Source organism: Shewanella mesophila (genome assembly GCF_019457515.1).
GTDB classification, from domain to species: domain Bacteria; phylum Pseudomonadota; class Gammaproteobacteria; order Enterobacterales; family Shewanellaceae; genus Shewanella; species Shewanella mesophila.
Window position 1 is genome coordinate 822,896 of record NZ_CP080421.1, and the last position, 15,218, is coordinate 838,113.

The 15,218-nt window shown below is 45.3% G+C and carries 8 protein-coding genes; 6 read left to right on the forward strand and 2 right to left on the reverse strand.

All coding sequences use genetic code 11. The features are described 5' to 3' along the window. The first annotated feature begins 235 nt into the window (after positions 1–235). From K0I73_RS03720 to K0I73_RS03745, 6 genes are all read left to right on the forward strand, one after another. Entirely contained in the window at positions 236–3,907 is a 3,672-nt protein-coding gene (locus tag K0I73_RS03720; RefSeq protein WP_220063193.1) for an ATP-binding protein, read from the forward strand. After that, complete coding sequence (locus tag K0I73_RS03725) at positions 3,908–4,561, forward strand: hypothetical protein (protein WP_220063194.1); 654 nt, start codon at positions 3,908–3,910, stop codon at positions 4,559–4,561. It begins immediately after the preceding gene. Between the two features lies 1 nt (position 4,562). Beyond that, on the forward strand, positions 4,563–5,783 hold the full coding sequence (locus tag K0I73_RS03730) for a phosphoenolpyruvate carboxylase (protein ID WP_220063195.1): 1,221 nt from the start codon (positions 4,563–4,565) through the stop codon (positions 5,781–5,783). Between the two features lie 550 nt (positions 5,784–6,333). Next, positions 6,334–7,602 (forward strand): dicarboxylate/amino acid:cation symporter, encoded by a 1,269-nt coding sequence (locus K0I73_RS03735; protein ID WP_220063196.1) that lies wholly within the window; start codon positions 6,334–6,336, stop codon positions 7,600–7,602. A 302-nt stretch (positions 7,603–7,904) separates the two neighbouring features. Further along, on the forward strand, positions 7,905–8,465 hold the full coding sequence (locus tag K0I73_RS03740; RefSeq protein WP_220063197.1) for a hypothetical protein: 561 nt from the start codon (positions 7,905–7,907) through the stop codon (positions 8,463–8,465). Further along, positions 8,462–11,410: a prolyl oligopeptidase family serine peptidase gene (locus tag K0I73_RS03745; RefSeq protein ID WP_220063198.1), complete on the forward strand. Its 2,949-nt coding sequence runs from the start codon at positions 8,462–8,464 to the stop codon at positions 11,408–11,410. The genes K0I73_RS03740 and K0I73_RS03745 overlap by 4 nt, the downstream gene beginning before the upstream one ends. A gap of 61 nt (positions 11,411–11,471) precedes the next feature. Here K0I73_RS03745 and K0I73_RS03750 read toward each other — a convergent pair whose 3' ends face one another. After that, entirely contained in the window at positions 11,472–12,848 is a 1,377-nt protein-coding gene (locus tag K0I73_RS03750) for a sigma-54-dependent transcriptional regulator (RefSeq protein WP_220063199.1), read from the reverse strand. Between the two features lie 3 nt (positions 12,849–12,851). Then, positions 12,852–14,822 (reverse strand): ATP-binding protein, encoded by a 1,971-nt coding sequence (locus K0I73_RS03755; RefSeq protein ID WP_220063200.1) that lies wholly within the window; start codon positions 14,820–14,822, stop codon positions 12,852–12,854. Positions 14,823–15,218: the final 396 nt, after the last annotated feature.

The following is a 15,218-nucleotide window of genomic DNA, read 5'->3' on the forward strand; positions in this document are numbered from 1 at the left end:
GTGGTTTTTTGTCTCTTTCCTGTTTGTTTCTTGTACCAATTTGTGCACTCAGCGCGCTTTTTAAACGTCTAAAAGCTGCTATCTTCGGCCTTAATTGCCAAGCCTGCTGCTTTGATTTACTTTAGTGGGATTATATTGCAGACCCTGTCTAGTGATCTCTTAATATCGACTGGATTTTATACGGGCTAACGTCGATCTATTGTCGAGTATTAGACCCGTTTGGATAAGGATACAGATGCCAAGCTTGAATCGAATAGTGCTGATTAATACGCACCTCCCCGGCGTAGTGGAACTCGCCCTCGACGGACATACTAATATTTGTGGTACTAATGCGTCGGGTAAGACCACCCTACAACGTTTAGTTCCGGTATTTTATGGTGAATATCCGAGCCGAGTCGTGCCCTCTACTCGCGACAGCTTCGAGCGTTGGTACCTGCCTCATGATTCAAGTTACATCATTTACGAGTATAAGCGTGATGATGGGCTATTTAGCCAAGCGGTATTGGCCTCAGCGGGTGACGGTAAAGGGGTTAACTACCGCTTTATCGCTAAAGCGTTTGAGTTAGACGATTACGTTAAGTCGCAGCAAGGCGATTCGATTCTATGCCATAACATGGCTGAACTTGGGCGTGAGATGAAGCGAGCCGGCGTCGCGGTCAGTAACTTGCTCAATACCCGTGAATATCGTGCCATTATCCAAAATGATCGCGCCCTGTTGAGCACGGGCAGTAATCGCAGTGAGCTTAGGGCGTACGCGCGTCAATTTTCACTGTGCCAGAGCGAGCACTCGCTGCGTCATATCGAGAAGTTAGCCAAGGCGGTGCACTCGAAAGAGGGCAAGATGGAAACGATCAAATCGATGATCGCCGCCATTCTTGAAGAAGATGGGGTTAACCCGCCGACCTCGCGACTCAATCCACAGCGTGTAGAAGCTTGGATTAGAGAGAGCCAGCTTATTCAAGGCTTCGAGCAGATCCGGCCCGAATTCGACAAGTTAGAACAAGAGTTCAACCAGTTGCTGAGCGCCGAGCAGCGTCTTGCGAGCTTAAAGCGGGGCTATGGTAAAGATGAATCCGCAGAAGTTGAGCGCCAAGAACTGCATCAGCAGCGCTCTAAAGAGCTGGGCACTAAGCTACGTCAACTCGATGATGAGTGGAAAGAGGTGCGTGACGAACTTAACCTCGATCTCTCGGCGGCAAAAGGTGACGTGGCTAAGATTGAGTATGAACTCGATGCCATCGAAGATCAGCATGGTTCGTTTCTCGATGCCGATATTGAGCAAGCCAAGCTGGATCTTGAGCAGTTACCTAGCTGGCGGGGCAGTTTAGAAAACTTAACCGAGCGTCATAAGCTGCAAACCGAAAAACACCAAGATATTGAGGCGGCCTATAATGCGCGCCGTAGTAAGATTGGTGAAAATCTTAACCGTGAGCTAGAGCTACTCGATAAAGAGCAAGATAAACACCGTGAGGCCAGAGATAAACAGCAAGAGTTAGGTCGTAATGAGCTAGCCGCACTGGAGCAACAATGGCGCGAACAGATGGATGCCGGACGAGCTAAGCACAGCGAACAGAAATATCAGCTTAAACTGACCGCGGCAGAGTTGACCATGCAGGTCAATAATGTCACCTATAGCGAAGAGGAAAAATTGGCGCTTGCGGTATTTGATGAGCGGATCTCGCGCGCCGATGAGGAGCAGGAGGTCTGTAACCTTAAGGTCGATAGGCTTAGCGGTGAAGAGCGTAAGCTCAGGGCTAAGCGCGATCAAGCCAACGAGGCATTGCGTCAAGCTGGCTTGCGCGTTATTGAGCGTCAGACTCAGCTCGATGAGCTGCATCATGTGCTTTTCCCACAGTCGCACACCTTACTCGAATATTTGCGCAAAGAAGTCTCCAGCTGGGAAACCAATATAGGTAAGTTAATCAATCCAGAGCTACTACATCGTAGCGATCTGCATCCGACACTTGCCGAGTCTCAAGACAGTTTCTGCGGAGTAACGCTCGATCTAAAAGTGCTTGATATCCCTGAATACGCGGCGTCTGAGCAGGAGCTACGTGGTCGCTATAGCGAAGCGGAAGAATTATTAAATGCAGCCAAAGCGCTGCAGGCCGAGGCGGAAGATCAGCTGGTGGCGATTAACGCCGAACTAGATAAGCTCAATCGTGAACTGACCTTTGCTAAGACGGCTTATAAGAATAGCCGTGATGATTTACGCCGCCTATTCGACGAGAAACGTAGCGAGCAAGAGAAGATCAATAAGGCGCTAAGTGGTCGTAAGGCCGAGGCGCAGAAGCAACTTAGCCGCCTCGATAGCGAGGTTAAGCAGCTTGCATCTCAACATCAAGCGTGGATCGAAGAGCAAAAAGAGCAAGCCCTCGAAGCGCGGATGGAGAAAAATGCATACTGGCAGGAGGTTGTCGGCGTGCTCGACAATCAGCTAGCACAGGTTAAAAACAATATTAATCAGCGCCGTCAAGATGCCAAAAATGAGCAGAAAGCCTGTGAGCAATGGTACAAGAATGAGCTTAAATCTCGCGGCGTAGATGAAGACAAGATCGTTAAGCTTAAGCAAGAGATCCGCGATCTCGAAACCAATATAAGCAAGGCCGAACAGCGCCGCAGCGAAGTGCTGCGTTTCGATGACTGGTATCAGCACACTTGGCTTTCACGTAAACCTAAGCTGCAAACAGAGTTAAGTCAGGTCAAGATAGCCGCATCCGAACTAGAGCAGCAGCTAACAGCTAAGGCCAATGAGGTTAAACATCAGCGTCAAACCCTCGATGGTGAACGTAAGCAATCGGATGCGATTCAGGTTGAGGCGTCCGAAAACCTTACTAAGCTACGTAGCGTGATGCGTAAACTGGCGGAGTTAAAACTGCCAGCCAATAACGATGAGCTTCAAGGTGGTTTGACCGAACGTCTGCGCCAAGGTGAAGAGTTATTATTGCGCCGTGATCAGCAACTTGGGGCGGTTAAACAGTATATCGAGCACTTCGATTCGGTAATTGCCAGCAAGTCGGGTTCGAGTCTGTCAGAAACCTGGGAGCGCGCTCGTGAAGAGTCGAGCTTTATCAACGATAAAGGTATTCGTCTGCTGGATTATCGTAAATTGGTGCCCCAGCTTGAGCAGTTACTCAATGTGATGGTGCCGCAAGCGGTAATGGGGCTGCGTGAACAGGGGCGTAACTTCGGTATCGATCTGACCGCCTTTTATGATGTACTGGCCGATATCGATCGCCGTATCGCCTCGCAAAGTGCCCGTATTACTCGCGAAGTGGGTGAAGAACTGTTTCTCGATGGGGTCAGCGAATCTGCGGTACGTATCCGTTCACGCATTAGTGAACTGGAGTTTTGGCCTGAGCTTGAGGTGTTTGTTAAGGCGTTCCGTCAGTGGAAGGCCGATGGCTTTGCCGAGTTGCCCGATGAGCACTACACCAACAGTATGCGCCGTGCCCTCGATATTATAGGCCGCGCTGCGTTAACTGGCGGGATCGCTAAGTTGCTCGAGATTGAACTACGTCTGAAAGAAGGTAACAGCGACCTTATCATTCGAACCGACAGACAGTTAAATGAATCCTCGAGCCACGGAATGGCTTATCTGATCTTGTGTAAATTCCTGCTTGCCTTTACCCGACTGCTCAGAGGGCGTGCCGATGTCACTATTCATTGGCCTATCGATGAGCTCGGCACCTTACACCACGGCAACGTGAAAAAGATTTTTGATGCCTGTGAAAACAACAATATAAGTGTATTAGGTGCGTTCCCGAACCCAGAGTCAGAGGTGCTTAACCTGTTTGTTAACCGTTACATCATCAACAAGCAGACCAAGAAATTACAGGTGGTTAAGCCGCAAGTTAATCCTATCGCCGACAAGTTAAGCCAACGATTTTCCAAGGAGGCTGTGTAAATGAGTAGCACCACACAAACCGTATTAGTTGGTCAGGGCGCATTGATTGAAAGCTTGTTGCGCGGCGAGTTTATCTGCCGCACCAGTAACGAAGAGGCGTGGCGCGCGCTTAAATCTCAATCGACACGCGATAGCGTTGAGCAATACCTGAATCAGATTAACCGTACCGTCGCTTCGGCTGGTGAAGGTGAGGTGTTTTTCTGTGGTTATCAGCAGCTAGGTGACGATGAGCGTAAAGTGATATCGAGCCAGTTTCGCGATATCTGTAATGCATTGATCCCGCTGGTGGAATGGTTGGTTCTAGTACAAGAGGCGAGTGGTCAAGATGCGCCGTTATCTGAAGGCGCTGCCGTGCGTTTAAGCGAGTTGCAGATGCGCATCGAAGACACTCCCGCGTTTCGCGAGCAACTGGCTAAGATCAGTCACTATCGTCTGTTTGGCTCTAGCAGTACTCAAGTGGATGCCCAGATTAAGTTGGTGTTTAAGCGTTTGGTGGAGCTTGGGTATTTGTTGCGTCCTAATATCGAGAAGCAGATCTATATCGCTACGGGTAAGCTCGATTATCTCTATGAGGTGATCCGCTTTATCGATGAAACTGAAGGACTAAGCTTAGAGGCACAAGCCGAAACCGCCACCCAAAGGGATCTTATCTGATATGAGTAGTAACTTACACCAAGCCGGGGTAACGCTACTTAAACAGCTTGGGCGGCATGCCGAGTTGGTGATGGATGTTTACCTATCGGGTTCGGTTGCCGAAGATGGCGAGAATGCCGCCGCAGTAGAGAAGCTGCGTAAGGCCGATATCTTGTGGCGCCCAGAACCCGATCAAGAGCTGCGCCTTAAGCGCTCGGTGCGTGCACTATTGGAAGAAGCCTTAAGCGATGAACGCAATCGGCAAATCGACGCCAATGTCGGCTCTGGGCTTGCCACGATTAAGACCTTAGCCGATCACTATAAAGAAGCTCGTCATGCGGTGGATTACAGTGCTAGCGAGGCCTATCTGGCTGATTTAAGTGAGCATGTCTATAGCTTTGCCGAGGGAATACGCTATTCGATCCGGGTACTTTGGAGCCGGATTAACAACGAGTTTGGCTATGTCGGTACCATTAATGCCAAGATCCGTGAAAACGAATTAGCTCAGAGTCAGGTTTCTGAGTTGCTTAACGGCTTAGACATGTTCCAGTTTAGTGAATTGGGGGAGATAGCAGGTGATATCCGTGAGCTGCGTAAGTTACTGATCACCACACTCCAGGAAACCTTGAGTGACTGTACTCAGGAGCTGAGTGTCGTGCAGGGCCGTTTACTCGAACTACTCGGTCGTTTTAGGCAGATCCAGGGGCGTACTCGTTTGCTTAAAGGCTGGTTACTCTACACCGACCAACATCCCGACTATCAGGTGGCCGATCACGTTGGTCATAAACAGCTGCCGACACTCTTTAATCGCGCCGATGCGATATTGGCTCCCGCCGCAGTCGATGTAAATAATACCGGATATGAGCGGGACCTGTTGCAGATGGTGGCGCAGATCAAGGCGATCTCCCGTGTGGGGCGCGAGGCGATTGTGCGTGAGCACGATGTGCCATTTGCCTTAGTCGATGCGGAAGATTTTGATATTCCAGATAATCCATTAAAACTGGCGGTCGATGAGTACTTCTGCGCCGTGATCGATTCTGGATTGCGCCAGTCGGCGCTGGAATATCACCATGAGCTCGCATTGGAGTGGGATCAAGAGAGTTGGCTGTATCAGGTGATCTGTGGCTATGAAGGCCTACCTGAAGATCATCGTCGTTATTTTGAGCTTGAACCTATAGGTGAACCTCACCCCGTTTATACCGGAAACTTTATTATTCGTGATGTGGAGCTTTGGTTAGCTTAATCGCGCAATGATTATGTATTAGGTCGACTTAACTATCTAAGTTTCCCCTGTTAAGACTGCTAAATCAATTGGTTATACTAGTTGGTTTAGTGGTTTTTATTTTGTGCTGCAAGAGTGCTAGGGATGCTTTATATGCCAGTAACATCAGTGCGATCCACTACCAATACTTACCTTGCGGTAAATTCATTTGTCTTAAGTGATTTTCGTGGCTTTTAATACTGTAATTTTTATGGTTTGCAGTTATTTTAGCTGTGATTTTTGACGATTTTTCATGTTTTAGGTTGATCAATATGGGTAAAAGTAAAAGTTGATTTTTGGTTTTAACTTATCTCGCATTATTATTTGTTTTATTTCAGTTTGTTATGTTTGATTTTTAATGTTTGTGAGTTGTTGGTTATTTAACTTATTTGAATTGGTGTTGAAATTGATGCCAGCATGATTCACTATCTTTGCCTACTTACTGGGGTTACCCGCCTCGAGTCTTGATTCTCAAATGATGAGAAGCTCAGAGAAAAGCGTACATTAGATACGCTAAATTAAAGGCAAGCATATGACAAAATCACTTTCAACTCGGATCTTTATTGGTCTGTTTTCTGGCTTAATTTTTGGCTCCATTATTCAGTACTTTCTTGCGGATATCTCGCTCTTTTCTGGCACTTTGATCTCGATCGCTTCAGGCGTAGGCACTATGTTTGTCAACATGATCATGATGATGGTCGTTCCGCTGGTCTTCGTCAGTATTGTTTGTGGTGTGTTGGAGTTAGATGATCTTAAAAGCTTTGGACGCTTAGGTGGAAAAACCTTTGGTTTTTACATCATCAATACCTTAGTCGCTATCTTTGCGGCATTGGCGGTCGCACTGCTATTAAAACCGGGTCTTGGGGTCGATATGTCGGGTGGCACTGGGGCAGAGATCACCGCGACCGCACTGCCTAATTTGATGCAGCTTATTGTCAATATTGTGCCTAATAACCCCGTTTCGGCATTCACCTCTGGCAACATGCTACAAGTCATCTTTATGGCATTGTTAGTGGGTGGTGTGCTCAAGTCGATGGGCAGCGCGGTACCTTTGCTGACTCAAGGTTTCCAAGAGGGTAACAAGCTGATGATGAAACTCATCAGCCTAGTGATGCAACTGGCGCCTTTCGGTGTATTTGCGTTGATGCTTAAACTTGGAGCTACCTTAGAGGCCAGTTTGTTCATGAGCGTTATCGAATATATGGTAGTGATTATCTCATTATTACTACTGTGGATTTTCGTGGTATACCCTGTTGCCGTGAGTCTATTTACGCCGATTAGTGCGAGAGAGTTTCGTGCAAAGACTCAAGAGCAGATCCTGTTTTCACTATCGACAGCCAGCTCAAATGCCACTATTCCTGTGACCATGCGCACCTTGACCGAAAAGTTGGGGGTTAAGCGCGCCGTAGCTGGCTTTGGTGTTCCGCTCGGGGCGACGATGAACATGGGCGGCGTGTCGATTTATATCACGATCGCTATCTTCTTTGTGGCTAACTCTTTTGGCGCGCCTATCGCGATGGATCAACTGCCAGCACTGCTATTTAGTATCTTCCTATTGTCTGTCGGAGCCGGTGGTGTGCCAGGTGGCGGAATGGTGATGATAGGTGTGCTTATTCATCAGATGGGCTTACCTATCGAAGCCTTTGTTATTGTGGCTGCGCTCGATCGACTCATCGACATGGTATTGACCTCATGCAACGTGGTGGGTGATGCCGCCGTGTTAACCATTGTCGATGCCACAGAGAAAGAGCACGAGGCCGAAGAGGCTGGCGATAGCATTGTGCAAACCAATCAAGCCTAAATATTACTGTTTGAAGCTAAAAAGCTCGCCTTATGGCGTAATGCCGACCGTTTAAGAGCACTTAAACGATTTTGCAGGTGATTGATCATCCCTGCCAGTATTCTGGTGGGGATTTTTTATGTTTGCTCAAGAGCTTGAATTAGTACATGAGTCTGTTAGCTATTACTGCTTTAAGTGTTTGGTAAATATTTTGATTTATTGTGAATTATTGGTATCTTTGAATCGGGCAGTATCAGTACAACAATAATAAAAGTAGTTGTATAGAAAGCTATATAACCTTGGAATTAATGAAAGGGATTTTAATGAAACCACTATTGAATTTAGTGCTAATGCTTGTCATTGGCACGCTTTTCGGCTGTGCTCAGAAAATTGAGGGTATCTCTAAAGATGTGGACAAACAGCTTGCTGAAAACAGCGGGTATCTATTAATAGGTATTGATACTAACCGAGGGCTGCATAGCATCATTATTGGTGGTACCAAATCATTGATGCTGACCGACAAAGATCTCCAGTTTGGGAGCAACTATATATTAGTCGACGTGCCTGCGGGCCAATATCAAATAGAAGATATTAAGTTTGGTCGCTATGTCTATATGGAGCTCGAGGAGGGATATTGGGATTTTGAGGTGAAGCCCAATCAAGTCAGTTATGTTGGCGATCTATACGTAAAGACCGTTGGGTTTTGGATGGTATCTTCTGCGGAAATTCTACTTGAAAACCGCTCGACCTCAGCACAACTATTTTTAGAAGAGAAATTCCCTAACATCTTAAAGTCTCGTCAAGTTCGTTATTCGGGACCTGGTGAGGATAAGTTTTTAGAGTATGCCGAAAGGCTGCTTACAGGTAAGGAGGCCGTACTATGAGAACACTGATTGCACTGTGTTTATATTGCTTGGCGTTTTATGCTCAAGCTACACCTATACCTGCAAAAGAACTATTTCGTTCTCCAGTTATGTCCCAAGTAGGCTTCTCACCAGATAATCGCTATATATCGGCACTAATTGTTGAGGAGGGAAAAAGCTACCTATCTCTGATAGGTATAGATGATAAGATTTATCAGCATTTGGTTGTTTTTGATTCCAATGAACAGCTCAATAAATATGTATGGATTAATAATAAGACTTTATACATTAGCTACAATCATCGTGGCCAACCTCGTCAAGCGGTGTCATTGTTATCTGAAAACGCAGACAAGATAAGCGCAAAATTGGTGAATCTTCCAAATGATGGCTATCTGGTTGATCCCCTTATCGCTGATCCAAAGCATGTCTTATACGCTAAAAACCGTTATGACAATCGTCCCAGTAATCGCCTTTATAAGTTGACCTTAGATGAACTGATAAATAAACAGTTTAACTCCGCTAAATTTGAAGAAAAAAAACTGAAGGATGTTGCTGCATTTGCTTTCGATAGTGTTAGCGAACAGCTTTTTGCCGTGACTGCTGATATTGAAAATATGCACGGTGAAGTACTTTATCGGTCGCTAAATGAAAAACGTTGGAATTTGCTGTATAAAATCGATGATTCAGAGGTGAGCTTTACTCCAATTGGGTTTATTCGTAATAAAACTCTGGCGGTGCTAAGCAATAAAAATACCGATAAAGTTGCCTTATATGAGTTTGATATTCCAAGTCAGACATTGGGGAAAGTCTTGTACGAACACCCAAAATATGACTTAGTTGGTGGTGAACTTGATGACTCGGGAAAGACTGTTAAGTTAGTTCGCTATGTCGAAAATGGTCATCATGTGAGTCATTTTTTCGACAACGGTATTAACGAGGTAAAATCGCTGTTTAATAACGCGTTTCAAGGTAAGGAAACTGTTATCAGTGCATATTCAAATGATGCCAAACATATGCTTATTTTTTCCTATGCCTCTGATGATCCAGGCACTTACTATTTATTTGATCTAGAAAACAAGAAAGCTGAGTTACTCACGGAGCTATATCCTGACTTAGCCCAATATGAGCTTAGGCAGACTGAAGTATTTACTGTTACGAGTACCGATGACGTTGATGTTGAAGCCTATTTAACACTACCTAATCAAAATAACGCTAACGGTGTGCTTTTGGTTATGCCCCATGGTGGACCGATTGGTGTTCGAGATTTTAACTATTTCGATAGTGAAGTGCAGTATTTTGCCAGTCGTGGCTTTGCTGTTCTTAGGGTTAACTTTAGAGGTTCTGAAGGTTACGGTAAACAGTTTCTAAACAGCGGTAAGAGAGAATTTGGTAAGGCTATTGAGCAGGATATTACTGCGGCGGTAAACCAAGTCAGAAAGCAACATAAGTTTAATCAGATGTGTGCTATTGGTGCTAGCTATGGCGGTTACTCATCGCTGATGCTTGCGATTAAGCATCCAGGCAATTATCAGTGTGCAGTGGGTGGGTATGGTATTTATGATCTACCACTGTTGTTTAATGGAAATAACATAAAAGTATTGGATGAGTATCGCAAAGGTGTTTCTAAAGTTGTGGGTGAATTGAGTGACGATTTGATCGAGTATTCCCCTGTTTATTTGGCTAAAGCGATTGAAAGTCCCGTATTGTTGATCGCGGGGAAAATGGATCGTATTGCTGATTTTGAACATTCGATGAGGATGGAATATGTACTTAAAAAGCAGGGGAAAGAGGTTGAAACACTCTATTACCAACAAACTGGTCATGGCCAAAACTCATGGTATTGGCAGCGTCATGAATCCATCTATATCGCTGATTATCTTAAACGTACCTTAAAGCTCAATGAATACCATTTGATGAGTGGAATTGATGATGAGGAAGTTAAACAACTGGGTGACGATATCGTGCTAATTGCCGATGCATTTTATTTTGATGATCGAGTTGAAAACAATAAGCCCTTAGCCCTGAGATATTATCGAAAAGCCGCGAATATGGGACAGGGTCGAGCGGCTTACAATTTGGGACGCTTGCTTGTCGATAAGGGGCTCGAACTCAAGAAAAACATCACTTTTGGCGCGGGTGTTATGGCTGGTGTTAATGATGAAGAGAATGCGCTAGAAATGATTGAAGAAGGTATTGAGTGGGGTGATAAGGCTGTTAAGTTTGGTTATGCTAGTGCGGGGTATTGGCTCGGTATTGTTTATGATTTGGGTGATTTAGTTGACAAGAATTGGGCGCTATCACTTAAGTATTTTACTGCAGCGGCGGAGCTAGAATATGATGCTCAAGCGCTATTGAGAATGGCGAGAATCTATTGCCGAGCTCCTGAACCAATACGGGATATTCAGCATTGTAGCGAACTACTTTCACTCTCTGAATTAGAAAAGCAGCCAACTGGTGAGCGGAAAAATGCAATAACATCAGAGTCTCATAAGACTCTAAATTGGGTGATTGGAGATATCTTTGCGAAAGGACATTATAACCAAAATGAGCTGTTGTTGTTGCAAAATGTCGTTCAGAATGAGTATCAAGCCTCACCTGTCAAGATTGATATAGACGATTTTCAATTTGGCGAATTGACTTATAACAGCTATCGTAATCGCTTTGAAGTCTCTAATGATGCTAAATCTTTTGTCGGTAAAAATAAGCTGAATTTAGGAGCGGTATTCGATGTGGAATTTGAACGTGGGGGCGGCAAGGTGGGCCTGATTGGTAAATGGATTAAGCAAGGACCGAACGGAGAGCCCCAGGTTTTTGACAGTTCCTTTGTCTATGGCGATGCCGAGGTAAAGAGTTGGGATATTCGATACACATTCGGTGAAGATGAGCTATTTAAAGGTTCGTTAACTCTAGAGATTATCGATCTAAATAATAACCTTTTAGCGAGTAGAACCGTCGAATTGCTTTAACATATTATCAGTGCAAACCGGCCTTTTCTTTGTCCTGAGAAAAAGCCGTTTTTATATAAAATTAACCTTTTAGGCGTCTACTTAGCGCACTTTGACTGATCCCTAATATCTGTGCCGCCGCCGTTTGATTATTGGCGGTGCGGCTCATGGCTTCATCCATAAGGGCCTGATTCATCTGCGCTAGGGTGGGTAACACCTTGGGGAAGATAATCTGATCTTGGGGTATTTCGGTCAGGGATTTGTGCTCATTTATCGCTTCAATGAAAGGTGATGTGTTAAGTGCGATGCCATCGCTGCGGCTGACGGCGTCAAACACCATTCCTTTTAACTCGTGTAGGTTGCCAGGAAAATCATAATTGGCCAGTCTCGGCGCTAAGTCTGACGGTTGGATCGGCGCGGGTAAATTCATTTCGGCTGCGGCTAGGGCAATGAAATGATTGATCAACATAGAGATATCCAGCTGACGAGCCGCTAGTGGGGGTAATTTAATTTTATGGGCGCGTAAACGGTAAAGCAGATCACTGCGAAACTGACCCGTTTGATGAAGTCTGAGCAAGTCATCTTGAGTCGAAACCACAAACTTACATTTTACTGGGTAGGGGGTATCGCTACCTAAAGGATAATATTGTTTGGTTTCTAATAGTTCTAATAGCTTAACTTGGGCACTAAGCGGTAGCGCCCCAATCTCATTAAGATAGAGCACGCCACTGCCGACTTGATGGAGTAAACCCGCAACGGCTTCTAGTTCGCCATTGCTGTGATGATAGAGTTGGCCACACATTTTCTGTTCGAACGATTCGCTGCTAATACCCGCTAAGTTGATGCTAATAAAGGGCTCGTTTGGGCTATAAAGGTTATGGCAAGACTTGGCGAATTCGCTTTTACCTGTTCCGCTAGCTCCATAAATGAGTAAGGGCTCAGGACTACATGAGACGGCTTCGAGATAGCGAAATTGATCTAATAGCTGTGGTTCGCAGGTCAGTATATTGTTAAAGGCTTGGGGGTTATCTAAGCTACGACTTAAAAACTTCTCTTTGATGTAGAGATAGTTTCTCTCTAGGCCGACCACTTCGAGTGCACGGCGCACTGTGTGGGCAAGATCGTCCACATTGTCTGTTTTAATGAAGTAATCATAGGCGCCTTTTTTAATGCAGCGCACCGCGGTGTCGACCTCATTTACGCCCGTCACAATGAGTACTCGCGTATTGGGGAAGTCACTGCGGATCATTGCTAATAGCTCTTCTCCAGAGTGAAATGGCATGGTGAGATCGAGCAGTACTAACGCATAGTCACCCACTTGAAGTCGGTTCTTCACTTGGCGACTATCGACGCAGGTATCAATATCGGCTTCGGGAACCAGACGGTTAAGGGTTACGGCGAGTGTTCGTAGCCAAGAGGCTTCATCGTCGACTAAAAGAATATTTCTGGCCAGTTTCATGTGCTAATCCTGTTGTTCCAATGCGAAGGTTAGGCGGATCTGTGTGCCTTTACCTAAACTCGACAGCATCTGCATTTCTCCTTGATGCTCTTTGATTATTCGGCTGCATACCGATAATCCAAGTCCGCTGCCACCTTGGTTGCGTCTAGTGGTGAAAAAGGGTTCTGTTATACGTTTTAAGGTGGCGCTATTCATTCCATCGCCATTGTCTACGATACTCAATATGGCTTTATTATCTTCGACATGGGTTTCTATCACTATGGCTCCCGACTGCTGTGAACAGGCATGACAAGCATTTTGAATAAGATTAATGAGTACTTGATGTAGCTGCTGATCATCCCCCTTAATACGGGGACCCGGTTCATGCAGCATAGTGGTGATTTGATGATACTTGGTTTGATTCGCCGTTAGGCGCAGCGCCACCTGCACCACATCATTGAGACACACTTGGGTATATTCATTGGCAATATGGGGCATGGCGTAACGTTTTAGATCGTTTACGATACGACTGATCCGTTTTGCTCCCTCTTCGATGGTATTGCAGCTATGATTGAGCTCCTCCATGGCGACTTGGGGTTGTAGCCCTGCAACCAGCCAAAAGGGATTTTGCTTCTGATAATGTACTGTGGCAGGAGTTAAGTCTTTTATCGCTGCGCTAAATAGCGATACTGCATGTACGATTATGCCTGTCGGATTATTAATTTCGTGGGCAATGCCAGCAGATAACTCTCCGAGGGATGCGAGCCGGCTGGCTTCTTCGTTGGCTTGCCTCAGGCGATGTTGCTCTGTGGACTCTTCAAGCAAGATAACCACTTGATCTGTGGCTATCGGGTGTATTTGCAGTTGCCAGAACTGTTGCTGGAATAGCATATCGGCAATGAAGGACTTCTGGCTTGATAGCACATCAAGCACCGCCGTTTTGAGAATGAAACTGCGATTGTCGATATAGTAAAACTCGTCTGAAACCAGCAAGTGGATGTTGTTGTCGTTGCTCCATAAGCGTTGTAGCTCTTGGTTGACTATGGTTACTCCATGAGGGATGCCATCGAGGACGGATTGGAACTGTTTCGATAATTCTGAGATCTCCACTTCGATTCGACTGCGTTGAATTAACTCGGCGTCGAGTGCCTTAGTATGGCGACGTAGGCTAGCACTGATAAATCCAGTGTAGATCATCCCTATCGCTGAGATAATAGCGACTAAAATGGCAACAGAGAACATTCGCTGTTGAGTTGAGGTTAAATCGACTTTCTCTCGACCTGTACCAAACCATTTATTGACTAACTTGTCATATTCACCAGAGAGTTTAAGTTGCCTAAGGGCATCGTTGATCTGGTTCATCAACACGTTTTTTTTGCCGTTGCAGACAAAGTTAAAGGCGCCGTAGATTAACGCATCACTGGAGCTGCGTACCGACGGGTAGAGGGGGAGCAAACGCCTTGCGACGAAGCTTTCTGCAATAACAACATCGACTTCATTATTAATTAACTGTTGAAAACCCGTCTCGTAGAGGTCGACATCCACGCGCTTAAAGTTTTGTGGATAGCCAGATAAGTATACATCTACAAAAGCACTTTTTTTAATGGCCACACGCTTACCTACCAGATCGGCCCAGTTGTTTATCAGTGCTTTACCTTGCAAGGTATACGCTTTGGCATGGGTGGCATAGATGGGATCAGATTGACTTAATTTACGGTCTACATTTACTGGGCTCACCACAGCGATAACATCGATATCGCTATTAGGATCATGCACATCTTTTAATAACTGTTGGAAGCTCTTGCGGCGCACTATGATGCGCTTATCAATGAGCTGGCCAATTCGATTAATCAATTCGATGTTAAACCCTTGATCGACGCCGTTATTGCGCCACTCTAGTGGGGCTGTCTTTGAGTGAACGCCAAAGACAATGCTCTCCTGTGCCAGCAGGGGCGAACTGACGATAGTGATAAGAATGAGTAATAGATATTTCATAGCGCGATTCTACCCACAACTTGCCGCAGAAACTGTGCAGCATTGCGCGAATTAGCAAATCGTTATGTACCTTTTATGCAGATGTTTATTCAACGTGATCTATCGCTACATAGGTTATGCAAAATTGCATATACCTCTTTGTAGCTATGCATCTTTGCATAGCTGATTTTACTGCTTGTGATTGAGGTGTCATTTATCAATCTACTTCTGGTTATTCTATTGCTGGGCCAAGGGCTATAGGTAAATATTTAGTGGAGCGAGAGTAATAGTCGTTCAAATTGAGATGAGTTTGACGCTACTTTCGAAAGTGAATATCACTTCAACCTTAATAAAATAATGAGAGAGCTTCTATAGTTAATGGACTTAATTGTCGTTAAATATAGAAAGGGGAGCAAA